This is a genomic window from Amphritea japonica ATCC BAA-1530 (assembly GCF_016592435.1).
Lineage (GTDB): Bacteria > Pseudomonadota > Gammaproteobacteria > Pseudomonadales > Balneatricaceae > Amphritea > Amphritea japonica.
Genome location: NZ_AP014545.1, coordinates 352,806 through 378,221 on the forward strand (window position 1 = coordinate 352,806; position 25,416 = coordinate 378,221).

The 25,416-nt window shown below is 48.6% G+C and carries 28 protein-coding genes; 21 read left to right on the forward strand and 7 right to left on the reverse strand.

Annotated elements, in window-relative coordinates; all coding sequences use genetic code 11:
• Positions 1-246 precede the first annotated feature (246 nt).
• The 13 genes from glyA to ribA all read left to right on the forward strand — a co-directional run bounded on the left by glyA (position 247) and on the right by ribA (position 10,711).
• A complete protein-coding gene (glyA, locus tag AMJAP_RS01650) occupies positions 247-1,503 on the forward strand; it encodes a serine hydroxymethyltransferase (RefSeq protein WP_019620913.1) in 1,257 nt (418 codons plus the stop codon).
• Positions 1,504-1,675: 172 nt separating this feature from the next.
• A complete protein-coding gene (gene nrdR / locus AMJAP_RS01655; protein WP_019620912.1) occupies positions 1,676-2,152 on the forward strand; it encodes a transcriptional regulator NrdR in 477 nt (158 codons plus the stop codon).
• Positions 2,153-2,157: 5 nt separating this feature from the next.
• Positions 2,158-3,282 (forward strand): bifunctional diaminohydroxyphosphoribosylaminopyrimidine deaminase/5-amino-6-(5-phosphoribosylamino)uracil reductase RibD, encoded by a 1,125-nt coding sequence (gene ribD, locus AMJAP_RS01660; RefSeq protein WP_019620911.1) that lies wholly within the window; start codon positions 2,158-2,160, stop codon positions 3,280-3,282.
• Positions 3,282-3,959, forward strand: a complete 678-nt coding sequence (locus tag AMJAP_RS01665; RefSeq protein WP_019620910.1) for a riboflavin synthase — start codon at positions 3,282-3,284, stop codon at positions 3,957-3,959. The genes ribD and AMJAP_RS01665 overlap by 1 nt, the downstream gene beginning before the upstream one ends.
• A gap of 23 nt (positions 3,960-3,982) precedes the next feature.
• On the forward strand, positions 3,983-5,101 hold the full coding sequence (ribBA, locus tag AMJAP_RS01670; protein ID WP_019620909.1) for a bifunctional 3,4-dihydroxy-2-butanone-4-phosphate synthase/GTP cyclohydrolase II: 1,119 nt from the start codon (positions 3,983-3,985) through the stop codon (positions 5,099-5,101).
• Positions 5,102-5,106: 5 nt separating this feature from the next.
• Positions 5,107-5,580 (forward strand): 6,7-dimethyl-8-ribityllumazine synthase, encoded by a 474-nt coding sequence (ribH, locus tag AMJAP_RS01675; RefSeq protein WP_019620908.1) that lies wholly within the window; start codon positions 5,107-5,109, stop codon positions 5,578-5,580.
• Between the two features lies 1 nt (position 5,581).
• On the forward strand, positions 5,582-6,058 hold the full coding sequence (nusB, locus tag AMJAP_RS01680) for a transcription antitermination factor NusB (protein WP_019620907.1): 477 nt from the start codon (positions 5,582-5,584) through the stop codon (positions 6,056-6,058).
• 7 nt (positions 6,059-6,065) lie between these two features.
• Complete coding sequence (thiL, locus tag AMJAP_RS01685) at positions 6,066-7,043, forward strand: thiamine-phosphate kinase (RefSeq protein WP_019620906.1); 978 nt, start codon at positions 6,066-6,068, stop codon at positions 7,041-7,043.
• Complete coding sequence (locus tag AMJAP_RS01690) at positions 7,040-7,513, forward strand: phosphatidylglycerophosphatase A family protein (RefSeq protein WP_019620905.1); 474 nt, start codon at positions 7,040-7,042, stop codon at positions 7,511-7,513. Before thiL ends, AMJAP_RS01690 begins: the two co-directional genes overlap by 4 nt.
• Positions 7,514-7,645: 132 nt before the next feature.
• Positions 7,646-7,969: a PepSY domain-containing protein gene (locus AMJAP_RS01695; RefSeq protein ID WP_156815137.1), complete on the forward strand. Its 324-nt coding sequence runs from the start codon at positions 7,646-7,648 to the stop codon at positions 7,967-7,969.
• A gap of 15 nt (positions 7,970-7,984) precedes the next feature.
• Positions 7,985-8,647, forward strand: a complete 663-nt coding sequence (locus AMJAP_RS01700) for a response regulator transcription factor (protein ID WP_019620903.1) — start codon at positions 7,985-7,987, stop codon at positions 8,645-8,647.
• Positions 8,644-9,990: an ATP-binding protein gene (locus AMJAP_RS01705; protein WP_156815136.1), complete on the forward strand. Its 1,347-nt coding sequence runs from the start codon at positions 8,644-8,646 to the stop codon at positions 9,988-9,990. The genes AMJAP_RS01700 and AMJAP_RS01705 overlap by 4 nt, the downstream gene beginning before the upstream one ends.
• A gap of 109 nt (positions 9,991-10,099) precedes the next feature.
• Complete coding sequence (gene ribA / locus AMJAP_RS01710; protein WP_019620901.1) at positions 10,100-10,711, forward strand: GTP cyclohydrolase II; 612 nt, start codon at positions 10,100-10,102, stop codon at positions 10,709-10,711.
• Positions 10,712-10,770: 59 nt separating this feature from the next.
• Here the strand turns inward: ribA and dxs are convergent, their stop codons facing one another.
• From dxs to AMJAP_RS01725, 3 genes are read right to left on the reverse strand one after another with little or no spacing between them, the layout of a single operon-like run.
• The gene (dxs, locus tag AMJAP_RS01715) at positions 10,771-12,549 is read right to left on the reverse strand and encodes a 1-deoxy-D-xylulose-5-phosphate synthase (protein ID WP_019620900.1); all 1,779 of its coding nucleotides are present in this window, start codon (positions 12,547-12,549) and stop codon (positions 10,771-10,773) included.
• Positions 12,550-12,554: 5 nt separating this feature from the next.
• Entirely contained in the window at positions 12,555-13,436 is an 882-nt protein-coding gene (locus AMJAP_RS01720) for a polyprenyl synthetase family protein (RefSeq protein ID WP_019620899.1), read from the reverse strand.
• Between the two features lie 4 nt (positions 13,437-13,440).
• On the reverse strand, positions 13,441-13,680 hold the full coding sequence (locus AMJAP_RS01725) for an exodeoxyribonuclease VII small subunit (RefSeq protein ID WP_019620898.1): 240 nt from the start codon (positions 13,678-13,680) through the stop codon (positions 13,441-13,443).
• 235 nt (positions 13,681-13,915) lie between these two features.
• Between AMJAP_RS01725 and pomA the strand changes: the two genes are divergently transcribed.
• Both pomA and AMJAP_RS01735 read left to right on the forward strand, forming a co-directional pair.
• Positions 13,916-14,674, forward strand: coding sequence for a flagellar motor protein PomA (pomA, locus tag AMJAP_RS01730; RefSeq protein ID WP_019620897.1), 759 nt, complete (start codon positions 13,916-13,918; stop codon positions 14,672-14,674).
• 11 nt (positions 14,675-14,685) lie between these two features.
• On the forward strand, positions 14,686-15,639 hold the full coding sequence (locus AMJAP_RS01735; protein WP_019620896.1) for a flagellar motor protein MotB: 954 nt from the start codon (positions 14,686-14,688) through the stop codon (positions 15,637-15,639).
• 70 nt (positions 15,640-15,709) lie between these two features.
• Here the strand turns inward: AMJAP_RS01735 and AMJAP_RS01740 are convergent, their stop codons facing one another.
• Together AMJAP_RS01740 and AMJAP_RS01745 are read right to left on the reverse strand one after the other, a co-directional pair.
• On the reverse strand, positions 15,710-16,015 hold the full coding sequence (locus AMJAP_RS01740; protein WP_019620895.1) for a c-type cytochrome: 306 nt from the start codon (positions 16,013-16,015) through the stop codon (positions 15,710-15,712).
• Positions 16,016-16,175: 160 nt separating this feature from the next.
• The gene (locus AMJAP_RS01745) at positions 16,176-16,379 is read right to left on the reverse strand and encodes a hypothetical protein (RefSeq protein WP_019620894.1); all 204 of its coding nucleotides are present in this window, start codon (positions 16,377-16,379) and stop codon (positions 16,176-16,178) included.
• A 221-nt stretch (positions 16,380-16,600) separates the two neighbouring features.
• Between AMJAP_RS01745 and AMJAP_RS01750 the strand changes: the two genes are divergently transcribed.
• The 3 genes from AMJAP_RS01750 (at position 16,601) to AMJAP_RS01760 (ending at position 19,528) form a co-directional block, all read left to right on the forward strand.
• Positions 16,601-17,137, forward strand: a complete 537-nt coding sequence (locus tag AMJAP_RS01750) for a hypothetical protein (protein WP_019620893.1) — start codon at positions 16,601-16,603, stop codon at positions 17,135-17,137.
• 161 nt (positions 17,138-17,298) lie between these two features.
• Entirely contained in the window at positions 17,299-17,931 is a 633-nt protein-coding gene (locus AMJAP_RS01755; protein WP_019620892.1) for a 2OG-Fe(II) oxygenase, read from the forward strand.
• A 79-nt stretch (positions 17,932-18,010) separates the two neighbouring features.
• Positions 18,011-19,528 carry an ArnT family glycosyltransferase gene (locus AMJAP_RS01760; RefSeq protein WP_019620891.1) on the forward strand — a complete coding sequence of 506 codons (1,518 nt, stop codon included), beginning with the start codon at positions 18,011-18,013 and terminating at the stop codon, positions 19,526-19,528.
• Between the two features lie 20 nt (positions 19,529-19,548).
• On the opposite strand, the gene AMJAP_RS01765 is transcribed toward AMJAP_RS01760, so the two are convergent.
• On the reverse strand, positions 19,549-20,823 hold the full coding sequence (locus AMJAP_RS01765; protein ID WP_019620890.1) for a porin family protein: 1,275 nt from the start codon (positions 20,821-20,823) through the stop codon (positions 19,549-19,551).
• Positions 20,786-21,688, reverse strand: a complete 903-nt coding sequence (locus AMJAP_RS01770; RefSeq protein ID WP_019620889.1) for a transferrin-binding protein-like solute binding protein — start codon at positions 21,686-21,688, stop codon at positions 20,786-20,788. The genes AMJAP_RS01765 and AMJAP_RS01770 overlap by 38 nt, the downstream gene beginning before the upstream one ends.
• Positions 21,689-22,283: 595 nt before the next feature.
• Here AMJAP_RS01770 and AMJAP_RS01775 point away from each other — a divergent pair.
• The 3 genes from AMJAP_RS01775 (at position 22,284) to AMJAP_RS01785 (ending at position 25,086) form a co-directional block, all read left to right on the forward strand.
• Positions 22,284-23,486 (forward strand): acetylornithine transaminase, encoded by a 1,203-nt coding sequence (locus tag AMJAP_RS01775; protein WP_019620888.1) that lies wholly within the window; start codon positions 22,284-22,286, stop codon positions 23,484-23,486.
• A gap of 128 nt (positions 23,487-23,614) precedes the next feature.
• Positions 23,615-24,184, forward strand: a complete 570-nt coding sequence (locus AMJAP_RS01780) for a c-type cytochrome (RefSeq protein ID WP_019620887.1) — start codon at positions 23,615-23,617, stop codon at positions 24,182-24,184.
• A gap of 8 nt (positions 24,185-24,192) precedes the next feature.
• Positions 24,193-25,086, forward strand: a complete 894-nt coding sequence (locus AMJAP_RS01785; protein ID WP_019620886.1) for a c-type cytochrome — start codon at positions 24,193-24,195, stop codon at positions 25,084-25,086.
• The last annotated feature ends 330 nt before the right edge of the window (positions 25,087-25,416 follow it).

Below are 25,416 nucleotides of genomic sequence, written 5' to 3' on the forward strand. Positions count from 1 at the left end.
TGAAGGGCTTTATGGCGCTATTTCTGTGGGTGTCTGACTTGCTGAAAGTGGTGCGGAGGTTGCCCTGATTGAGAATGCTGGTGCAGATATCCTCTTCATGAGTGAAATTCTCAAAGAACTGATTCAGTTTCAAGTGCGTTTTGTATATAAATTCGACTATAATACGCGGCTTTTCCAAGGCCCAGATTATCGCCACTGCAATGGTGCTGGCCGGGCCTGTGTAAATCTCAACCTTGGGGACCGCTAATGTTTAGCAAAGAGATGACTATCGCTGATTTTGATCCGGATCTATATGCTGCGATGCAGGCTGAGGCCAAGCGTCAGGAAGAGCATATTGAACTGATTGCTTCTGAAAACTACACCAGCCCACGGGTAATGGAAGCACAGGGTTCTGAGCTGACCAATAAATACGCGGAAGGCTACCCTAATAAGCGTTATTACGGTGGTTGTGAGCATGTTGATATAGTAGAACAGCTGGCGATTGATCGTGCTAAAGAACTGTTTGGTGCGACTTATGCTAACGTTCAGCCACATTCTGGTTCTCAGGCAAACGCCGCCGTTTATATGGCGCTTTGTCAGCCAGGCGATACTGTTCTGGGGATGAGTCTGGCACACGGTGGTCACCTGACACACGGTTCCGCTGTTAGCTTTTCTGGTCGAATCTACAAAGCGGTTCAGTATGGGTTGAATGCTGAAACTGGCGAGATTGATTACGATGAAGTTGAGCGTCTTGCGCTGGAGCACAAGCCCCGGATGATCGTAGCAGGCTTCTCTGCATACTCACGAATTGTTGATTGGCAACGTTTCCGTGATGTTGCGGATAAAGTTGGCGCACTCCTGTTTGTTGATATGGCCCATGTTGCGGGACTGGTTGCAGCGGGTGTATATCCAAGTCCATTGTCTGTGGCTGATGTTGTGACAACAACAACGCACAAAACGCTGGGTGGCCCACGTGGTGGTTTGATTCTGTCTGCGAATGCCGATGAAGAGCTACAGAAGAAGCTAAACTTTGCTGTTTTCCCTGAGTCTCAGGGCGGCCCTCTGATGCATGTCATCGCTGCTAAAGCGGTCTGTTTCAAAGAAGCGATGGAAAGTGAGTGGCAAGAGTATCAGGCTCAGGTTGTTAAAAACGCCCGGGTTATGGCTAAAGTCTTTATGGATCGCGGGATAAAAATCGTATCTGAAGGTACTGATGATCACCTGTTCCTGGTTGACCTGATCGGTAAAGAATACACAGGTAAGGATGCTGATGCGGCGTTGGGCCAGGCAAATATTACTGTGAATAAGAACTCGGTTCCAAACGATCCACGCTCTCCATTTGTCACTTCAGGTCTGCGTATTGGTACTCCGGCTATTACTCGCCGTGGTTTCAAAGAGGCTGAAGCAGAGCAGCTGACTAACTGGATTTGCGATGTGCTGGACAATATCGAGAATCAGGAAGTGATCAATACAGTTAAACAGAATGTTCTGGATATCTGTGCCCGCTTCCCGGTTTATAAGTAAACCGTTACAATAGAAACTGTTTTACAGATCAGTTTCTCTGTCGGGGCGCCTTGTGCGCCCCGGTTGCTTATATAAAGGTTTTGATCAAAGTCTTTATATAAGCACTATTTATAAGCATTAATGTAAACGCTCTTATAGCTGAAATAGCAGCTACGCTCTTTGAGGATGATATATGTACTGTCCGTTCTGTAATGCCCATGAGACCAAGGTGGTGGACTCACGCCTGGTTGCAGAAGGGCAGCAGATTCGCCGGCGTCGCGAATGTATTACCTGCCATGAGCGGTTCACAACCTATGAAGCTGCCGAGCTTCTGATGCCCCGCATGATTAAAGCGGATGGCACTCGCCAACCTTTCGATGAAGATAAATTGCGCGCCGGTATTCAGCGTGCAGTTGAAAAACGTCCTGTCAGTGTAGAAGATATCGAAGCTTGTATTAGTCGTATCAAACAGCATTTGCGTGCTACTGGTGAGCGAGAGCTGCCTTCCCGTACGGTAGGCGAAGAGGTGATGAGCGAGTTGCGTAAACTGGATCAGGTTGCCTATGTTCGATTTGCCTCGGTGTATCGTAGCTTTCAGGATATTAACGAGTTTAAAGAAGAGATCGATCGTCTGTCAGAGCAGAAAGAGGATGCCGTAAAGGCAGAGTAAGCAGCATGTCAGACTGGAGTGTTACAGACCACAAATTTATGTCCCGGGCGGTGCAGATCGCCTGGCAGGGGCTCTATACCACGGCACCCAATCCCCGGGTTGGCTGCGTGTTAGTAAAAGATGGCGAACAGATTGCAGAAGGCTACCACCGTAAAGCCGGTGAAGGCCATGCGGAAGTGAATGCCCTACGAAGTGCTGCCGAACGTGCAAAGGGTTGTACCGCCTACGTTACGCTGGAGCCCTGTAGCCACTTCGGTAAAACGCCGCCCTGCGCAGACGGGTTGATCAATGCCGGGGTGTCTGAAGTCGTGGTGGGTATGGTCGACCCTAATCCACAAGTTTCAGGAAAGGGTGTTCGTAAGCTGGAACAGGCGGGTATCAAAGTACGTACGGGGCTGATGGAAGCCCAGTGCCGGGAACTGAATCCGGGGTTTATTAAGCGAATGGTGACAGGTATGCCATTTGTCAGATTGAAAATGGCCGCCAGCCTTGATGGTCGCACGGCGATGGCATCCGGTGAAAGTAAGTGGATTACCGGGCCAATGGCACGACAGGATGTGCAACGTTTAAGAGCGCGTAGTTCTGCTATTGTCAGTGGAGTGGGTTCTGTTATCAAAGATGACTCTGCCCTGACGGTACGCGAATCTGAGTTGGGACTGGAAAATGCGACCGAAGTAGTTGCACGTCAGCCTTTGCGCGTTATATTAGACAGTTCTGGGCGGATGCCAGAGCAGGCAAAGATGTTACGTTTGCCAGGTGAAACACTGATTGTCAGCTGTGTCGATGCACCGGCTTTTATTGCGGATATAGAGCAAGCCGAATGGCTAAAACTCCCCGGACAGCACGGCGGCATTAATCTTCAGGAGCTGTTAAAGGCTTTGGCCCTCAGAGACTGTAATGAAGTACTGATAGAAACCGGGGCCACTCTGGCCGGAGCCTTTATAGAAGAGGGGCTGGTGGATGAACTGGTTCTCTATCAGGCGATGAAATTATTGGGTAGCAGAGCCCGACCGATGTTTCTGCTACCGCTGGATAACATGAGTGAACAGATAAACTTCACTCTACGGGATAGTCGGGCGCTGGGCGATGATCTGCGCCTTACGCTGATTCCCCGGCAGGAGAAACATTAATGTTTACCGGAATTATTGAAGCGGTGGGAGTGATTGCTGCTGCTGAAGAGGTGCAGGGAGATCTGCGTCTTTATATTCGTACCGGTGATCTGGATCTGTCGGATGTTAAGCTGGGTGACAGCATCGCTGTTAACGGTGTTTGTCTGACCGCAGTGGCATTGCCGGGTGATGGTTTCTGGGCTGATGTTTCCAGAGAAACCCTGGTTCACTCCCGCTTTCCAGATCTGGCGCCGGGAGAACGGGTTAATCTCGAAAAAGCGATGCAGCCAACTACCCGGTTTGGCGGTCATATTGTCACCGGTCACGTAGATGGCTTGGGTGAAATTATATCTGTTGAAGCGGACGCCCGCTCAATTCGGTATAAAATCAGTGCGCCCAAAACGATTGCCCGTTACATAGCGGGAAAAGGCTCAATAACGGTCGATGGCGTAAGCCTCACCGCAAATGCGGTAGAGGGGCATACATTTGACTTGAATATTGTGCCCCATACCGCACAAGAAACGATAATAGCCAGCTATCAGGCTGGTCGAAAGGTACATCTGGAAGTTGATATTATTGCTCGTTACATGGAACGGTTGATCAACTACACCGATGATGCTGATACTAATACAACGGAGCCAGCCGGTGGGGTGAGTATGTCTACCCTCGCTGCTGCAGGCTTCCTGAACCGCCGCTAACCGGCAACAGAGGCATAGGCTGAATGAAACTGAATACCCCCCAGGAACTGATTGAAGATATTCGTCAGGGTAAAATGGTTATCCTGATGGATGATGAGGATCGGGAAAATGAAGGCGATCTGGTTATCGCAGCTGAGATGGTGCGGGCTGATGATATCAACTTCATGGCGACTCATGCCCGTGGTCTGATCTGTCTTACTCTGACGCAAGAGCGTTGCGAGCAACTAAAGTTACCATTGATGGTGAAGAGTAATGGTGCTCAGTTCGAGACCAACTTTACGATGTCGATTGAAGCAGCTGAAGGTGTTACAACCGGTATCTCCGCCGCGGATCGTGCACACACAGTGCGAACTGCGGTGCGTCTGGATGCTAAGGCGGAAGATATTGTCCAGCCAGGCCATATCTTCCCTCTGATGGCGCAACCAGGTGGTGTTTTGAGCCGTGCAGGCCATACAGAAGCCGGGTGTGACTTGTCTCGTTTGGCAGGCATGATTCCATCGGCAGCTATCGTTGAAATTATGAATGCTGACGGCACTATGGCGCGTCGCCCTGATCTCGAAGAGTTTGCTCAGAAACATGATTTGAAGATAGGTACTATCGCGGACCTGATCCATTACCGTACCACCAATGAACACACGGTGATGCGTGAAGATGAAGGTACCTTGCCGACTGAATTCGGTGACTTTAATTTTGTTTCGTATCGGGATGAAATTCAGGGCTGTGCTCACCTGGCATTAACGCTGGGCGATATTGATGAAAATGAGCCTACTGCAGTACGGGTTCATCTGCGTACTGAAGTCCTGAGAGATGTGGTTGGTGCTGCTCAGGGCGAAGAGTTGAAATGGACCATGCGCCGGGCGCTAAAGCGCGTTGCTGAAGAGGGTAAAGGGGTTGTCTTGCTGCTGGATACCGGCGAGCGAGTCGATCTTGGGACTGCTCTGAACGCTATGCTTAAGACAGAGAAAAAGATTAGACAGCACAATATCAGTGCTTCCGGTTCCTACCTGACAGTCGGTACCGGTTCTCAGATTCTACGGGATCTGGGTGTAGGTAAAATGCGGGTGATGAGTTCACCTATGAAGTTTAATGCGATTTCAGGTTTTGACCTGGAAATTGTCGATTACATTGCATGTGAAGAGTGAAGAATATGTCAGTTCAATATATTGAAGGTGATTTCCTGACCGGTAACGGTCAATACGCGATTGTTGTGGGTCGATTTAACAGCTTTGTTGTTGAAAGCCTGTTAGACGGTGCGATTGATACTCTAAAGCGCCATGGTGTTGCTGAAGAAAAGATCCGTGTTATCCGGGTACCGGGTGCATTTGAAATTCCTCTGGCGGTGCAAAAACTGGCCTCGCAGAAGAAAGATGATGCGATTATCGCGCTGGGTGCAGTTATTCGGGGCGGCACGCCGCATTTCGAATATGTGTCCGGTGAAAGCTCTAAAGGTGTTGCTCAGGTTTCTCTGGATTCAGGTATTCCAGTGGCTAACGGTATTTTGACTGTTAACTCTATTGAGCAGGCGATCGAGCGTTCAGGTACTAAGGCGGGTAACAAAGGCGCTGAAGCAGCCCTTTCTGCACTGGAAATGGTTAGCTTGCTTCGTCAGTTAGAGGTTTAAGATGAGCGATACACCTGCGCCTAAAAAGTCAAAGAAGCCCTCTCGTACAGAGATGCGCCGCGCCGCCCGTAGTTTCGCACTACAGGCGCTGTATCAGTGGCAGATGTCGGGCAATGCGGTGAATGATATCGAATTGCAGTTTCGTATGGATAACGACATGTCCGGTACAGATCTGACGCTATTTGGCGAGCTGTTACATGGCGTGCCTGCCAATGTTGCCGATCTGGATAAAGCTTACGAGCCGTTTCTTGATCGGGCATTAGAGGATCTGGATCCCATTGAACGTGCAGTGTTACGTATCGGAAGCTTTGAGCTGGTTCATCGCATCGTTGTGCCCTACAAAGTGGTGATTAACGAGAGTGTCGATCTGGCAAAAATCTTCGGTGCGACTGAAAGTCATAAATACGTGAATGGCATTCTGGACAAACTAGCTGCCCGGGTACGTATGACTGAGATTAACGCGAAACGCGGTAAATAGCAGTTTAATGGCGGACGAGTTTGAACTGATCCAGCATTACTTCTCAGAAGTGGGAAGTGATAGGTCTGGTTCTGTTCGTTTGTCAGTAGGCGATGACTGTGCGGTTATCGCCCCGCCAGCCGGCTATGAGCTGGTAGTATCGATTGATACGATGGTCGAGGGGACGCATTTTCCACCAGGAACCCCGGGTGATAAAGTTGCCTCTCGTCTATTGGGTGCAGCACTGAGTGATCTGGCTGCAATGGCGGCTGTTCCTGCGTGTTTTACGCTGGCACTGACGCTACCTGAAACAGACAATTCCTGGTTGAAAGCTTTTAGTACCCGGCTTAGCGAGCTTGCCATTCAGTATGGTGTTCGACTGGTAGGGGGTGATACGACCCGTGGTCCGCTAACACTGAGTGTACAAGTGCATGGCTGGACCAAGCCCGGTAAAGCTTTGCTTCGCCGGGGCGCACAACCGGGTGATCGGATCTTTGTCACCGGAACGCTGGGTGATTCCAGAGGTGGCCTGGAAACCGTTCTGAAGCATATTGTTGGCGAGCAGGTGCCCTACTTGCAGAAACGCTTTTACAACCCCGAACCGCGTCTTGATACAGCGCTCCTGGTTGCTGACTTTGCGACGTCAGCAATCGATATATCCGATGGTTTACTGGCCGACCTGAATCACATTCTTCAAGCCAGTCATGTGGGCGCGATGTTGAATCCTGGGGAGATGCCTATTTCTCAGTCCTTGTATCGTTGGGTAGGGGAAAAAAAGGCGAGGGAGTGGGCGTTGAGCGGTGGTGAAGATTTTGAACTCTGCTTTACCGTTCCTCTTCTGTCTGAACCTAAGCTGGCCTGGGTGTTGCGTGAACACGATGTGGCAGTCACCTGTATAGGTCAGATTACTGACACGCCCGGTATTGTGCTGGCCGAAGAGGGTGAAATCTGGCCGGTAGAGCCCCATGGATATAATCATTTTTCAGATAAAGGTTTTAAACAATGAACCGAGCTCCTGCTTCTGTATGGCGTAATCCTGTGCATTTTCTGGCTTTTGGTCTGGGAAGTGGAGCAGCACCCTGGGCTCCGGGGACTGTTGGGACGCTGGCGGCTATACCCTTTTTTCTGCTGATGCAGCCCCTGGCGCTTCCCTGGTACGCGGCTATCTTGTTACTGACCTCTGTCGTAGGTATCTACCTCTGCGGTAAAACATCTGATGATATGGGGGTGCACGATCATGGTGGCATCGTCTGGGATGAGTTCGTAGGTTACTGGCTGACGATGTTTGCGGCACCGCCCGGTTGGTTATGGATTATCATCGGTTTTGTGCTATTCAGGCTGTTTGATATTATCAAACCCTGGCCTATCAGCTGGGCGGATAAGAAAGTCGCAGGAGGCCTGGGGATTATGCTGGATGATATTCTAGCGGGTCTGATGGCGCTGGCGTGCTTGCAGTTACTCGCGCTATTCTTGTAATTTATTCTGTCGCCAAAAGGCTTCGTTTTCAGTTTAATTTCAGACACCCTTGTTAATCTAAAGCTGTAATACGTCTGTTTGTTAGTATAAATGGGGCGTTTGAATCAGTTTCTTGATTCCCCGGGAGCTTTTATGAAAATGATATTCACAGCAGTTTTTTTGGCCGTCTTTAGTTTGACGACGCCCGTATATAGTGGTGGTTCCGGGATTAAAGCGCTGGACTACGAGGCTTGTCGGTTACTGGTTCAGGAAGGCGAAATTCTTTCTATGACAGAACTGATGGAGCTGGTAAACCGGCTATCGGAAGGTAAGATTATAGATACTCGTTTGCTGCAGGATGAGCAGTCGTATATTTATGAGATGGAGATTGCCAGTGCCGATGGCATGGTGAATATGCTCTATGTGGATGCTCGTAGTGGTGTTGTCACCGATCCGGTCACAGTCGATAACAAATAGGGAGAGTGTAAGCCGATGCGAATTTTGCTGGTGGAAGATGATGCAGCACTGGGGCCTGAACTGAAAACATCGCTGGCGCGTAACGGTTATGCAGTCGACTTGGCGGTTAATGGTATTGATGGACAGATCATGGGTAAAGAGGATATCTATGATCTGGTTATTCTGGACCTGGGCTTACCTGATAAACCGGGTCTGGAAGTTCTGCGACACTGGCGAGCGCAGAAGAACAATATTCCGGTATTGATTCTGACGGCACGTAGCGCCTGGCAAGAGCGGGTGGACGGCTTTGATGCAGGCGCTGATGACTACCTCCCTAAACCTTTTCATACTGAAGAGCTTTTGGTCAGAATGACGGCGCTGCTGCGACGAGCCAATCAACAGATCAGTTCCCAGTTAGAGACTTCAGGTCTTACCTTAGATGAGAATACTCAGTCGGTGCTTCGTGAGGGGCAGGAAGTCGCTCTGACGGGCACTGAGTATCGATTACTGCGTTATATGATGCACAACCCTGGCAGAGTCTTATCGAAACTGCAGCTGGTGGAGCATATGTATGATGACTGCGCCGAAAATGACAGTAATGTTGTTGAAGCCTACATTAAAATGCTGCGAAAAAAGATAGGACACGAAATGATTACCACAAAACGTGGCCAGGGTTATGTGTTCGGAGCCAGCCGTTGAGGTCGATCCAGTCGCGGCTTAACGTTAACTTTATTGTCGTCACGCTCGTCCTCTTCGGACTGTTCTGGTTGGGGCAAAGCTGGTTTCTGCGGCAGATGGCCTATGAATTTGTTGCTTCCCGGCTGAACAGTGATGCGTACTCTGTCTTACGGGCGGTGGAGATGGATATCGGTTCTGGCTGGCGAATCAATCTTGATAACACATCCTCGGTATACCAGCAGCCTATGTCTGGACACTATTTCCAAGTAGCCGTTGATGGGAAGTGGTTTTATTCGCGTTCCCTCTGGGATGCTCAGATACCCTCGACCGGGGGAAATGACATTGGTCAGGAAAATATCAGCCTGATTGAACAGAATAATAAGCCGACGCTGGTTTATTCAAAAACATTTATGAAACAAGGGCGAGAGATTCAAGTGATCTTGGCTGAAGATATCAGTCGTATCGAGGAATCTCTCAGCCAATTAGGCTGGCTATTGGCCGGCCTGGGAACCCTGGGGTTGGTTGTCCTGCTGACGCTACAGATCTTTATTATTCGCCGCGGCCTGTGCTCTCTCATTGATGTAAAGAAAGATATCTCGCGCTTAAAATCGGGCAATATACGTCAACTGTCTTCAACGAATACGACGGAGATCGAGCCTCTTGTGACTGAGATAAATTATCTGGTCCAGAACATGGAGTTGCGATTACAACGTTCCCGTAATGCGGTGGGTAATCTGGCTCACGCGGCGAAAACACCTTTAACCGTTATTGACCGTCATGTTGATGTGCTTCTCGAAGAGGATATTGATCAGGGGGAAGCGATTAAAGAACAGTCTGCACGGCTGCGGGAGATGATCGAACGTGAACTGACCCGGGCAAGGATTGCCGGGGCTGCACTGCCAGGTCAGCGGATCTATATTGGCGAAGAGCTGGAAAAACTAACACGCACACTGAAAGCCATTTATCGTGAAAAAGCACTAATTTTTGAATTAGATATCAGTGCAAAAAGCTATTTTCCTGGTGAGCGTGATGACCTGGTAGAGTTAATGGGTAATCTACTGGATAACGCCAGTAAGTGGGCTGGGAGTCAGGTTCGGATTAAAGCGCATATGGATGATCACTGTCTTGAATTGGTGGTCGAGGATGATGGTCCGGGAATACCGCCGGACGCGCGTGAACGCTTACTAAATCGGGGTGAACGACTTGATGAGTCTACCACTGGACACGGTCTGGGCATGAGTATTATCACTGAGATCGTGCGTCAATATCAGGGCAAACTGATGCTGGACTCCTCTCAGCGATTGGGAGGGCTGGAGGTTCAGGTAGTGCTGCCACGTCGGGTTGATCTGGAGCTTCCAGACTAAAATTAACCTCATACACCTTTAATATTCTGATAACGCCCCCATTTCAGGGGTATGTGAAAACAGATATCACTGCTAGAATAACCGCCTTATTTTTTGAAGGAATTCCTTAGTGTCCGTTAAGTACGTCGCATCATCTAAGCTGCCGACCCCCTGGGGTGTTTTTACCATGGTGGGATTTGAAGACCTGGAGTCAGGGAAAGAACATGTGGCACTGACTTTTGGTGAGCTGGATTCGGGTAAGCCGGTACTGGCGCGCATCCATTCAGAATGCCTCACCGGTGACGCGCTATTCTCATTGCGTTGCGATTGTGGTTTTCAGTTGCAGGAAGCATTGAAGCGGATTAGCGAAGAGGGCGCGGGTGTTCTTCTCTATCTGCGTCAGGAAGGCCGGGGTATTGGTCTACTGAACAAAATTAAAGCCTATCATCTGCAAGACGGTGGAGCGGATACGGTTGAGGCCAATGAAAAACTGGGCTTTGCCGCTGATATGCGTGATTACAGCATGTGTAAACTAATGCTTGAGCACCTGAACATCCAGAGTGTAAATCTGATGACCAATAACCCACGTAAGGTGAAGGCATTAGAAAAGTATGGGTTGAATGTAGCTGCGCGGGTGCCCCTGCAAGTGGGTAAAAATCGTCATAACGAAGAATACCTCGCGACTAAAATGGGTAAGTTAGGACATCTGATGAGCGAACATCATTTTCAGGATGATGACTAAGCGCTACGCGAAAAAAAAACCGGCTGAGGCCGGTTTTTTTTATCCTGTTTTATCGGGGGCTAAGACAGTCGCTCTTCGATCGCTGCAACTATTCCCTGGCAATCCAGCCCGCACTCTTCTAATTGTTCGGAACGTGTTGCGTGCTCAATCCAGCGATCCGGTATGCCCAGGCAAAGTAAGTGATTGCTGTACTGTTTAGAGTGTAGGTACTCACTTACTTCGGATCCCGCTCCGCCTTTGATTGAGTGGTCTTCAAGTGTGATTATCAGAGGGTGTTCCCTGGCCAGCTTATCAATCATTTTCCGGTCAAGTGGTTTAACAAAACGCATATCAACCAAGGTAAGGTTAAGTTGCTCCGCCGCTGCTTTCGCTTCTTGCAGAAGCGGGCCGAAGTTTAATAGTGCTCCCTGTGTTCCCTGACGGATAAGGTGGGCTTTGCCAAGGGGGACCGGTTCTGTTTTTTCGACCTTGCGTCCAGGCCCCGTACCCCGGGGGTAACGAACCGCTGCCGGGCCATTAAAATCATAGCCGGTTTGCAAAAGGTTGCAGAGTTCCTGCTCGTCGGAAGGAGTCATAATAACCATGTCGGGAATACAGCGCAGATAGCTGATATCGAAACAGCCTGCGTGGGTTGCCCCGTCTTCGCCCACCAGGCCTGCCCGGTCTATGGCAAAAAGTATATCAAGGTTCTGGATCGCGACATCATGGATAAGCTGATCATAGGCCCGCTGTAAAAAGGTCGAATAGATCGCCACGATCGGTTTCATATTTCGGCAAGCCATACCTGCTGCCAGAGTGACAGCGTGCTGTTCTGCGATAGCGACATCGAAAAAACGTTCGCTGAAGCGTTGCGAAAACGCGACCAGATCGGAGCCTTCACTCATCGCCGGGGTTATACCGACGGTGCGCATATCATTCTCAGCCAGATTGCAGATCCAGCGGCCAAATATGTGGGCGTAATTTGGTGGTTTAGCTTTGGGGGCGGATTGAGGCTGAGTGATAGGCTCAATCTTGGTGATCGCATGATAGCCAACCGGGTCTTTCTCTGCGGGGGCGAACCCTTTGCCTTTCAGGGTTGTGATGTGAAGGAATTGTGGTCCCTGAGAGTTGAGCGCAAGTTGCAATGCCGGTACTAGTTTTTCGAAATCGTGGCCATCGACGGGGCCGCTATAGTGAAAATCAACTGCTTCAAACAATGCTGCAGTGGTGGCACCCATCTTGTCTTTCAGGTTTTTTGCCAGATAAGTTGCCAGTCCACCCTCATTCCGGGAGATCGACATATCATTATCATTCAGGATAACCAACAGGTCGGCATTGGTATGGGCGGCATGATTGAGGGCCTCAAATGCCATCCCTGCCGTCATTGCGCCATCCCCTATGATAGCGACAGTCTTATGTTCAAAACCCTGCAGGCGGTCTGCAATAGCTATTCCCAGGGCTGCACTGATCGAGGTACTGGAGTGCCCGGTACCGAAATCATCGTACTGACTTTCACTGATACGAGGAAAAGGGGCTAGCCCTTCTTTCTGACGGATGCTCAGTAGGGCATCCTGACGACCGGTGAGAATCTTATGGGGATAACTTTGATGGCCGACATCCCAGATCAGATGATCATCCGGCGTTTTTAGTAGGTAGTGCAGCGCTATCGTTAATTCAATCACACCTAAACCGGCGCCAAAATGCCCGCCGGTCTGGCCGACAGAATAGAGTAAGAAGGCTCGCAGTTGCTCGGCGACTTTGGGCAGCTGCTCAGGGGATAGCTGTCGCAGGTCAGCGGGTGACGCGATGCTGTCCAGCAAGGGGGTAGCCGGGCGGGATTCAGGAATCGAGTAGAACATAGTGATCAGTACTGTCGTTCAACAATGTAGTCTGCCAGCCAGTGCAGTGGTTGTGCCGCGTCACCGAAGTCCGCGATACTTGCGTGGGCTTGCTCGTTTAACAGCGCTAGTTTTTGCTTAGCGCCCTCCATACCCAAGAGCGCTGGGTAGGTTGATTTTTCATGTTGTAGGTCAGAGCCCTGGGGTTTGCCTAAGGTTTCTGTACTGCCTTCAATATCGAGAATGTCGTCCTTTACCTGAAATGCGAGACCGATAGCGTTGGCGTAGCTTTTAAGTGCGTGCAGATCTGCTTTGCTGGCATGGTTACTGGACAGTGCGCCCATCTCTATACTGGCGCAGATCAGAGCGCCGGTTTTGTGTCGATGCATCAGCTCCAGTTGCTCAGTGCTGATCTGTTGCCCTTCATTGCTCAGGTCGATGGACTGGCCGCCCACCATGCCCAGATAGCCGCTGTCACGGGCTATTACGCTAACCATCTGCAGGCGAATCTCAGCTGACAGACCGTTATCGGTAGCGAGCAGTTCGAAAGCCAGTGGTTGTAGCCCATCACCGGCAAGGATTGCGGTCGCTTCATCAAAGGCGATATGGCAGGTCGGCTTACCGCGTCTCAGCTCGTCATCGTCCATCGCCGGGAGGTCATCATGTACCAGTGAATAGCTATGGATGCACTCGATTGCGCAGGCAGCAGAATCTGCCTGTGCTAGTTGACCGTTCAACAGTTGATTTGCCATATAGACCAGTACTGGCCGCACCCGTTTGCCACCGTTAAACAGCGAATAGTTCATCGCCAGACGAACCCGCTCAGCATCACAGGTTTTTTGCAGTACGGTTTCCAGCTGTTGCTCAACTCTTTTCTGATACTGCTGTAGCAAAAGCTTTCCTTCCATCAGGTCACTCCTCTGGCAGATCAAAGGGAACCTCTTTTAACTCCCCATTTTGCTGAATCAGCATCTGCACTTTTTGTTCTGCCTGGGCGAGAATGGACTGGCAGTCGCGGGTCAGGCTGACACCTTGCTCAAACGTTTGCAGAGACTGTTCAAGAGACAACTCTCCCTGCTCAAGCTGGGTGACCATCGTCTCCAACTGTGCCAAAGAGGTTTCAAAATCGGGTGTTTTCTTCTTTGCAGGCATAGAGTGTACCGTCGGGTTGGAACCGTTAAAAAGGCGACAAACTACCGGACAGGCCGGTTTTGGTCAATCAGACCAATAAATTGTACTAGAAACAGTGCTAAATAGGTGAACCCGGTTATTTTTTTGATACTATCTAGCTACAGCTAAATAGGTATGCCAGCAATCACAGATTTTTATATAGGTGCTGTTGATTGTTTGGATGGCCTGACTAACTTATTGATTTGGGGAATGAAGCGTGGATATAGCGTCGCTCGTCGGTATTATAGGCGCCTTTGGTATCGTAATTGCTGCGATGGTTACAGGCGGTGATATCGGTGTTTTTGTAAACGTTCCGTCATTGTTGATCGTTATTGGCGGAAGTCTTTTTGTTGTACTGATGAAGTTTCCATTGGCGCACTTTCTGGCGGTAGGCAAAGTTGTTGGAAAGGCGTTCAAATTTAAATCAGTTAAACCCGAAGATATTATCGCTGAAACTGTGGATCTGGCAGACGCTGCGCGAAAAGGTGGATTGCTGTCTCTGGAAGATAAGGAAGTCAGTACTGACTTTATGCAGCGGGGAATCCAGCTGCTGGTGGACGGGCATGATCCCGACATTGTCAAAGCCCTGCTGAACAAAGAGAAAGGGTTGACGACAGAACGCCATGAATATGGTTCTGATATTTTTAAAGCGATAGGCGATGTGGGCCCAGGTATGGGCATGATCGGTACGCTGGTCGGCCTGGTGCAGATGCTATCCAATATGTCTGATCCGAAATCGATCGGTCCGGCGATGGCAGTTGCGCTGCTGACAACACTATACGGCGCGATGCTGGCGACTATGTTTGCGTTACCCGTTTCAGATAAGCTGGATGCGCGCAAAGCAGAAGAAGAACTTAATCAGTCGCTGATTATTGATGGCTTGCTGGCGATTCAGGCAGGACAAAATCCCCGTGTTATTGAGCAGATGCTGCGCAACTATCTTCCTGAGAAAAAGCGCGCGGTCGCTGAAGAGTAGGGGATAGCAGAATGAGTGAAGAAGAGCATAAGTGTCCCCCCTGCCCGGCGGGTTTGCCGGGGTGGCTGGCTACCTTTGGTGACTTGATGTCACTGCTGATGTGTTTCTTCGTACTTCTATTGTCATTTTCTGAAATGGATGTGCTGAAATTCAAGCAGTTGGCCGGTTCGATGCGCGAAGCGTTTGGTGTTCAGAATCAGGTTAAAGTTCAGGATATTCCGAAAGGTACCAGTATTATTGCTCAGGAGTTCAGTCCCGGTCGTCCCGAACCGACACCTCTGAATGAAGTCCGACAGATGACGATTAATAATAATATGCAGACCCTCGATGTCAGGACAGAAGAGGGAGAGTCCGAGGTCAGTGATAAGCAGCAGGGAGAAACTGCTGAAGAGTTACGGCAGATGCTGGAAGAAATCGAGGCTAAGGCGGAAGCTGAGGCTCAGGAGGAAGCGGTTGAATTTGCGGCTGCGCTGCGTCAGGAGATTGGGCAAGGCAGTGTTGAAGTGGCGACGGATGGCAAGAAGATTGTTATTCGGGTGAAAGAAAAAGGCTCATTTGACTCAGGTTCTGCAGAACTTAAATTTGCTTATATACCGATAATTGCCAAAATTCGTGATGTACTACTTAATGTCAGCGGTAAAGTTGCCATCGAAGGACATACCGATAATATCCCGGTTTCCGGCGGGCGTTATGAGTCTAACTGGGGGCTGTCGACTTCCCGGGCACTGGCAGTAGGACATGAACTGTTTGCCGATCCGCGTATAGACCAGGCACGATTTACGGTTATAGGCTTTGCTGATACGAAACCCTTAGCACCGAATAACACTATTGAAAATCGCAGTACCAATCGCCGGGTTGAGATTATTATACAGAAAGGAAATGACCCTGAAGCGTTGGAAAAACTGAGAACTCAGGGTGAAGGGGATAAGGAATTCGGGCCGCTGGAGCCGCAAGAAGTTTTCTAATGGAAATTCAGACCTTATTTAGATACAAAAAAACCCAGCAACAGCTGGGTTTTTTTATCTGAGAACTCTATTACTTAGAGTTATCTAGCATGTGCTGGATAGCAGCTTTCAGCTCACCATCAGTACAATCCATGCAAGTGCCTTTAGGTGGCATAGCGTTAACACCTTTTATTGCAGATGCTGTAAGTGCATCAATACCCATAGCAGCACGTGGACCCCACTGGTCAGCTTTGCCCACAATCGGAGCGCCGGCTGCGCCAGTCATATGGCATGCCATACACTTAGTGTTGTAAACAGTTGCGCCATCGCGTTCAGCCATTGCTGCAACTGGAGTCATTAACATGGCAGTTACTGCCAGAATCATAGTCTTTTTCATATTGCCTTCACCTTTATTAGTATCCGTAGAAAGTTGCCGTATTACCGGCCCCGGAATTTGGTCACTGAAGTGTATTCGTAACGGGTACTTAGTGTAAATACCACAATAGGCCTGAATTGAATCTGAATCGGCAATATATGATGTAAGACAAAGCGTTCATTCAGGCATGTAAACTCATCGCGTAAATAGCCTGGCTGTGTTGATTTGTGGCTTTCGTTTTCTGCAGGTCTCGTTGTTTATTGAGGTCGCTGCAGAGTGCCTTAACCTGTTCAGCGGGCAGGCCGATGATATTACCAATCTGATCAGTAGTATGGCCGTCACGCATAAATTGTTCTATTTGATGTTCAATGTCATTCGTCTTCATTGTTTTAAACCTATTCTCTACATTAGCGGGTAGATAATCTCAGGATATTGTTACAAAAGTGTTGCGACCACTTAATTGCCTAAGATTTTTAGGGTTTTTGTTGTCGTAAGGGGGGGGAATGGTATATGTTGTATTTATTACTCAAACTGAGATATCTGTTTGAATAGGGCTCTGCGTCGATGGCAAGGATTGGCACGCAGGAAATGAAACCGGGGGGGATAATGGATAAAAATAATACCGCATTAAAGGCTGGTTCATATCAGAGCAAAACTTCAATATTAGGAGGGGGTATGCCAACTAGCCTGCGAGCCAGTTACGACGACGATGAATTGGCGCAAAAGCTTGGCTTCGTGTCTTTTTCAACTGATTTTCTGATACGTTGTTATCGTGTGTTTGATGGCGACATCAAATCGGCCATTATTTTTAACGTAATCTCTCTGTGGGCATTGCGCCAACGAGAAGGGGCTGAAGAACAGCAAGCCGTTGCTGGTTTTTCCTGTAATAACCATTCCATCAGTATTGCTACTGGCATTCCATATGAGACTGTTCGTCGTAAAGTAAAGGCAATGGTTGAGAATGGCTGGCTGGAATTCAGTGATTCTTCTCATGTTGTGCTTAATTCAGACAAATGGCGTGAAGTACTGAGTGAAGTGATAGACCCGGAACGTTGTGTTGTGGGTTATGTTCGAAGCACTGATGTTGCTCCCAGTTTCTCTGGTCGTGAGCGACGTGGTAGTCCTTCAGACCGCCGCAGCTGAAAATAAGTTGTTTAAAAGAGGGTCGCTGTTGCGGCCCTTTTTTATAGCTGTGATTTTATGCGTGTTCAGATCAGTCTGGCAGCAAAAAAGGATTGCCCCTTTAGCAGTTTTTTTGTCAAATGCGGACTTCATTAAAGACGCTGATAAGTGGAGTTACCCGGATGTCAGACAGTGAGATTTTTGATCGGATAGCAGAAGAGGTATATCGGCAGGGTTATTCTGTACTAAGTAATGCGCTGCCTGTTGAACTTTGCACTGCGCTGGCTGACGAAGTTAAAAGCTTACCTGTTGAACGCTTTAGTCGGGCAGGTATAGGCCGTCAGGATGCCCATATAAAAACCGAAGCGATACGTCGCGATGAGATCTGTTGGATCGACAACTCTACGACGGCCGGCCATGCCTGGCTTGAATGGGCTGATGGGCTCAAACGGGCGCTGAATCGACGGCTGTTTCTGGGGCTGTTCTCGTTCGAGAGCCATTACGCTCATTACCAGCCAGGTGACTTTTACAAAGTGCATCTGGATGCTTTTAGAGGACAGCAAAACCGTGTGCTGACGGTCGTAACCTATCTTAATTCGGATTGGCCCGCTGAGGATGGGGGGGAGCTGCTGATATATCCGGAAGAGGGTAAAATACCTTTGCTGAAAGTAACACCTGAATTCGGCACTTTAGTGGTTTTTTTAAGTGAAGAGTTCCCCCATGAAGTGCTGCCTGCTAATGCTGATCGTTACAGTATTGCAGGTTGGTATCGAATCAACAGTTCGGGCAATGGCAAGGTCGATCCGGATGCCTGAAAAGCAGTGATCAGTTTTCGGTTTTCTCGCTGTCGGTGATAACATACAACATAACAATCGGATGGACTTAAGGTCACTCGTGTCCCTATCAGCTAAATCAACGCCTGCACCACTCAATTTTCTCTGGCTACTGGCAGGGTACATACTGCTACACCTGTTTATCCGTCTGGGAATGGGTGGGACGCTGGAGTTGGATGAAGCTGAGCAGGTCATTCTGGGGCAGCAACTTGAGTTAGGGTATAACACTCAACCACCACTATATACCTGGATTCAGTGGCTGTTTTTCCAGCTGCTGGGAACCGGTGTCTTTGCGCTGGCAGTGTTAAAGTCACTCCTGCTGTTCTCTATATATCTATTTACCTGGCTGATCGCCCGGCAGGTTATTCCTAATCAGCGCATGGCGCTACTGGCGAGCTTTTCCTTATGCCTGATCCCCAGCGTCGCCTGGGAGTCCGTCCGGGATCTGACCCATACGGTACTGGTTACTGCGATTGCGTCCGCTACTTTTTATACTGTGTTCAGAATCTATCAGACGCGTGCCCTTAGCGGCTATATTGCGCTGGGTATTTTGTTGGCTTGCGGTATGCTGGCGAAATATAGTTTCGGCCTGTTTGCCGCCAGCTTGCTGTTATCTGCGTTGTCCGTCAGAGAATATCGTGGTTTGATTTTGAATCGACGCATACTGATTTCTATCAGCATCGTTATCCTGCTTTTTTTACCACATCTGCTGTGGGCTGTTGGTCATCTCGACGAGATTAAAGCTTTTATTGGTGGCCAGGTGGGAGAGGGCAGTGAGGCCAGTTACCTAAACGGAGTGCTCGCTGGTTTTTCTAGTCTGGCAAAGAATGCCGCCGAATTTCTAATTTTGGTCTGGCTGGTACTGACACTTATTTTTCCTTCAGCCTATAAACCGTTGTCTGTCGAGAATGAATGCGTACACCGGGTGCTGATTGCGCGGTTTCTGATTGCAGGGGGGCTAATCTGTATAGCCCTGATCCTACTGTTTGGTACGACTCAGTTTCAGAGTCGTTGGTTTCAGCCGCTACTGATTTTCTTTCCTCTCTATATGCTCAGCAGGGTTGAGACCGTTGGCTCTCCAGTGCGACGAGAGACAATACTTCGCTCGGTGATTGTCTTTTTTATAGTGATAGTGGTGGTTCTGCGTTTTGCTCAGTTCTGGCTTGCTCCTTATGTTAAACGTAATGCTAACCGCATGCAGTATCCCTCTGCCGAGCTTGCGCAACAGTTGAAACAAGAGGGCTTTACACAGGGGACTATCATTGGGGACAGTAATCTGACCGCCGCCAATCTTAGTTTATACTTTGATGGTGCCAGAATTCTGAGCCCGAATACTGAATTTTTTATAGCTGACCCGAGTATGGGAAGTGGGCAGTGTCTGGTGGTCTGGAAAGCTACCCGGCATGATAATATGCCGTTGCCGCAGGTTAATTACCTTAAGCGTTTGGGAATTGATGCACAGAGTAAGCCCTATCGCTATATTACAGCCCCCTATCGTTATGCCGACAGTGGCGAGCATCGTCTAGGGTATGTCTTATTTGTTTCAGAAAAACAATGTTCTGGTTCCGACGCTAAATAACTTAGTGAATGGAATAAGCTTTACTTAAAAGAGCGTAGTTCAACGGTGAAGACGATTTTGTCGTAGGTGTAGTAATCTATAGAAGATTCTACCTGCTCATATGAAATGCCTATAATTGGTGTTAATCCCTGCCAGTCTGTCTCCCGGTTAAAAAGGTTTATATGCCAGGTGCTCTTGTTATCCTGCCGTGTTATACCGAAAAAAGGATCAGAGCCTTTATAGTCTGCCCATGCTAACTTGCCTCCAAAATCAATACTCCATGAATTGATAGGGACCTCAACTGCGGCAGAAAATGTAGTAGAAATATATGAGTAAGGGTTCTCTCGGGCTCTGGAATCGGTGACGGTCAAGCCTCCCAGGGCTCGCGAATTCCGACCGATAGGAACTATTATATTGGCTGCAACGGAATGTTGCAGAGCATCCAGATGATCTGCGTTCTCTATATCTAACTGACCGATAGAGTATTCAATAATTTGGTTGAACTGATCAGTGATTCTGGGGCTGTATTTTATCCCCGCATAGGAATAATCATATTTTAGGGATTCTGTATCCCAACTGTTTTCCATTCCCAGGGTATATTGAATATTCCGATGATTTTCAGGGATATAACGTATCCCGGTATCTAAGGTATAGCTATCCAGAGTGTTTTGTTCGAAGTCTCGGACGGAGAGCGCGACGTAAGCCTGAGTAAGAAAATTATCAGTGAGAGGGGCTCCGGCCATTAGTTTGTAGTTTAATCCTTGAGAAACTCGCTTTTCAGGGGGGGGAGCTACCGTCAGCTTATGCCCGAGAATAGTGACCTCTTCTTTTGAGGTAAAGTTGGTTGGATTGTTGTCGCTGACCAAGGCCAGAGAAAAGTCTACAAACCCCAGCGCCTTATCGATTTCGCGTAAATACAGATATATTTTTTGCTTCACTGGCCAGGGAAGACCACCTGAGAGGAGTACCGCGTTAAATTCTTGTTTAGCCTGTGAGAACTCTCCCATCAGAAAGAGTGCTCTTGCAAGTTCCAGTTGCACACGAGGGCTGGACTCTTTTTTTAGAAATTCTCTAAAGATAGCTACAGCCAAAGGAAAATTCCTCTGTTGCAGAGCGATGCCTCCCATAGTAAACAAAGATTGAAGCTTACGTTCTATGTGAACAACTTCAATCTCTGCAGGTCTATCATTACTGCCTGTTTTATTGTCTGCATCCGCATAGCTAAACAATGAGGCAGATGTGGAAAAAACCAGGCAGATTAATTGCTTGAAAGTCAATTTATCGTTTAGCACCAAAAGCGCCGATATAGCTTTCAACGCCAGTACCTGTCAGGGAGAACGTACCGCCAGCTTCTTCTGCGGATGGACCGTAAAAGTGGCCATCAGCTGTACCATTAATGCCGGCTCCGGTCACGGCACCTGAAAAGTTATTGGATCCCGCAACATAGGTCAGAGTGCCGGTTAGATTAAGGTCCGCATTAATGCCTGTGGTTGCATCATCCAGGTTAACTGTATTGTTGTTTGAGGTAGTAAAACTGAGGCTTCGGGTAGTAAAATCAGCTCCAATTGACGTCGCACCGGCAACGAAAAATGCCGTGCCTGCTGCATCAATATGTATACCCGTTGTCATGCCTGTAAATGTTGCTGTTCCGGTTGTGGGCACAGCGCTGCCATCGGTACGGGAACCTACGGATATGGCGCCAATACGGCCAGAGCTGGTTACTGCTCCTATGCCTGAAACCCATGATCCAAGTGTTTGATAATTCCACCCCATGTCCTCTGCATCAATGGCAACGCCATAGTTGCTAGTGTCTGCTGAGAGAACTTGAAGAACAGGTGATGAGAAATCAAATGTATCAGTGGCTGAATCCCAGCTAATCGTACCATTGTCTGTGATTATTGACAGTTTTGAGATATTGCCACTTGTATCATAAGTGAGTGATGATTTGGCGGTTGAGTCAGTGCCTAAGTCTGAAATACCAGTCACAGATGCAGAATTAGCGGTATAGCTAGACTCCACAGACTGACCTTCAATATCAACTAGTGTATTTGCTGGAATAGCGCTAAAGCTTGTGAAAGATCTTTTAACGACCGCGCTGCTACCACCGCCGCCTCCACCGCAACCTGAAACCAGCAGAGTGATACCACAGCAGAGAATAGTTGCTTTTAGTGAGTTGCTCATCAATCAGTCCTTTGATAATACCGGCATAAGTACATCTGACAGGTTCGTCCCTGGTTAAGGGTAAGAACTTGCTCTGAATCATTCAGTTGATATAGGTAGCAGTCAGACGATCCGGTGTCTTAATTTGGAGGTTAAATGGGGAGAGGCTAAAGGTTATGAATATAATAACTTGTTCGTCTTTCCTGTCAGTAACACTATTAAAAGAATGAGTTTGAATCAAGCGTTTGAATTTTATTTGTGTCCTCTTCTCAGTGAAGAAATATAAAATTAATACGATAAAATGAGTATTAAAACTATAGTGAGAAGGGGAAAAGGATTAGTTTCGTTTTGTCGTAAAGAATATCTTGGCTGAGCTATTGACCGTCAAAACGATTGGCGCAATACTCTCTTCATCATGAAATCACTTAACAATACTCAGCTATCAGCTGCAGACCTTATCAATACATTGCGACGTCGTGTATCGAATACCTGTGCCTGTTTGGGTGTTGTATCTCGACGACGATGACTGTCTAAGCGAATTAAATACTCAGAAAGCCGCAGGTAACCCCTGCGGCTTTTTTTGTGCCTGAAATAAATAGTTTTAAGGAATATATCGATGAAATCTATATCTGAAAATAGCCTGTTAGCTAAGCAAAATTATCTGATACCCATCACCAAACGGCCTGAAATCTGCTTTGTGCGGGGGGAAGGGGATTATCTCTATGATCAGAACGACAAACGTTATCTCGATTGGATACAGGGGTGGGCGGTGAATACTTTGGGGCATAGTCCGCAGGTAATGCAGAAAACGCTGATGCACCAAGCCGCACTACTGATTAACCCTGGTCCTGCCTTCTATAACCAGCCTATGCTGGAGCTGGCTGAATTGCTGTGTGAAAACTCAAAGTTTGATGAGGTTTTCTTTACCAACAGCGGTGCAGAAGCGAATGAAGGCGCGATCAAGCTGGCGCGTAAATGGGGCCAGAAGAATAAACAGGGCGCGTTTAAGGTGATTACCTTCGATCACAGTTTTCATGGCAGAACCCTGGCGACTATGTCGGCGACGGGTAAAAAGACTTTTGCGCCGCTGTTTGAACCAAAGGTGAGCGGTTTTACTAAGGTGGCCTATAACGATCTAACGGCGACTGAAGCGGCAATTGATGATCAGACAGTCGCTATTATGCTGGAGCTGATTCAGGGCGAAGCGGGAGTAATTCCGGCAGACCTTGCGTTTGTTGCCGGGCTGAACACTCTGTGTAGGAAGCATAATCTGCTGCTGATCGCAGATGAAGTACAAACCGGCATTGGCCGGACAGGAAATCTGTTTGCATATCAGCAGTTTCAGGCAGAGCCGCATATTATGACACTGGGCAAGGGTTTAGGCGGTGGTGTACCGATTGCGGCAATGATGATCGGTAAAGCGGTTAGCTGCTTTGATCACGGCGATCAGGGAGGTACTTATAACGGTAATCCACTGATGTGTGCGGTATCCGCGGCAGTGGTTCAGGAAGTGCTGGCAGAAGGCTTTCTTAATCAGGTTCATCGGGTCAGTCGTTACTTCTGTAAGCAACTGGAACTCCTCACTGAAGAATTTGAGCTTGGGGCTATCCGGGGTGAAGGTTTGTTGTTAGCCATCAATACTGGACAGTTTTCGGCTCCGAGCATTGTTGAGCATGCCAGAGAGGCTGGCTTGTTGTTGAATGCCCCACGGGATGATTCTTTGCGATTTATGCCTGCTCTGACACTGACGGAAGAGAGGGTTGATGAGGGCATCGCCCTGTTGGCAGAGGTGTTGAGGACGATCCAGGGGGATGATTGACATTCCCCCGGCAGGAACCTTTATGCTTAGTCTTATCTGATGCCTGTCTTGGGTTGTGTTAGATTGAGTGATTTAAGCAGACTCCGTATATCTTGGTGTTTAATGATTTCTAAAGAGGTTTTGTCCCGATGAAGAAAGTCCTTATATCAACCTGTCTGGTCGCGTTGACGGTAATGACTACGCAGCAGGTAATTGCCCATGGGGGCGCAACCGGGGTCGTCAAAGAGCGCATGGATCTGATGGAAGATATGAAAGACTCCGTCAAAGCGGTGAGTGCCATCTTTAAAGGTGAGACAGACTATAGCGCCGATACCATACGCAAGGCTGCTGAGACGATTAAAACCCATTCAGGGGATGCAATGACAAAACTGTTTCCTGAAGGGAGTCTGTCTGGACATTCAGAAGCCAAACCTTTGATCTGGGACGAGTGGCAGCGTTTTAAATTATTGTCAGATCGTCAGGTTAAACTGGCGGACGGCCTGTTCCGTGCAGCTGAGAATAAAGAAACGGCAGTTAATATTAATCAGTCAATGATGGGCTCTGGTGGAATGATGGCTAGCTCAGGCAGCATGATGGGAAGCACTAAACCTATGACGGATGACCCGGATACCTTAGCGCAGATGCCTTCCAGCAGGGTATTTCAGATGGTTGCTGATAACTGTTCTTCATGCCATGAGCGTTACCGGATAGAGGACTGAGCAGTCTGATGAAAAAAAGTGGGGTGCTTTTACTATGGGCATTGATTCTGGGTGCTGCGGGCTGGTTTAGCCTGCCATTACTGGCTAATAATCCTGAACTGCAGCTAAATGCCGGGCAGGGCGATGTATCCCGAGGCGCTTATCTGGCCAGAGCCAGCGGCTGTATAGCCTGTCATACCGATACTAAAGGGGGCGGCGCGCCGCTGGCGGGAGGAGCACCACTGGAAACAGAGTTTGGCTCCTTCTCTCCGCCTAACCTGACCACCGATAAGGATAGTGGTATTGGTGATTGGAGCCTTGAACAGTTTGCTACAGCGCTGCGCCATGGTCTCTCTCCATCGGGTGAACCTTATTATCCGGCATTTCCCTATGAGTTTTATGCCAGTCTTAGTGATCAGGATATCGCTGATCTCTGGGCTGCGTTTCAGACAGTTCCTCCGGTCGCTCAGGATAGCCCTGAACATCAACTGGGTTTCCCCTTTAATCTGCGCCGGGGTGTGTTTCTCTGGCAGACGCTGTTTTTTGAAGAACAGTCCTTTACGGCAGATTCCGGTAAAGATGGGCGCTATAACCGGGGTAAGTTTCTGGCTGAAAGTGCCGCCCACTGCGCGGCCTGCCACAGCCCGAGAAATCTGTTAGGTGCGCTGGATGACGAAACCTTCTACACAGGTGGAGCATCAGCGCTGGCGGAAGAAAGTAAAGTGCCCCCGATCACGGCGAAGGCGTTAGCGGAAGCCGGATGGAGTGAAGCTGATCTGGGCTATGCGCTGAAAACCGGGGTTAAAGCCGATGGTGATGTCTTCGGTGGTAGTATGGCGGAGGTGGTTCGTGAAGGAACTTCCTATCTGCAACAGCAGGATCTGAATGCAATTGCATACTACCTGATCAATAGAAGTGAATAACGCTTTAAGCGGCCATGAGAGTTTAGAAAGAGAGTAGAGTGACTATAACTACAACAGCTGAAAAGGAGACAGCTCGGTAGATTTTAAGAACCGCTTCCAGTTTTAGTTTTATTCCTTTTGTAGTCGTTGAGGCGAGTTCGGCATGCTCATAGCCCTGTTGGATAAGAAGCGGGAAGCAGAGTATCAGCCTGTTCTGTTATGTCCCTCATAGAGAGTATCAAAGACCTCATGTGTTTCCAGAAAGTCGATAGCTCCGGAACGGGTTTGGATTTGTTTCATATTGCTTCTTAGAAAGCCAGGATATATGGCGGTATAAACCCGGCAGGTGCG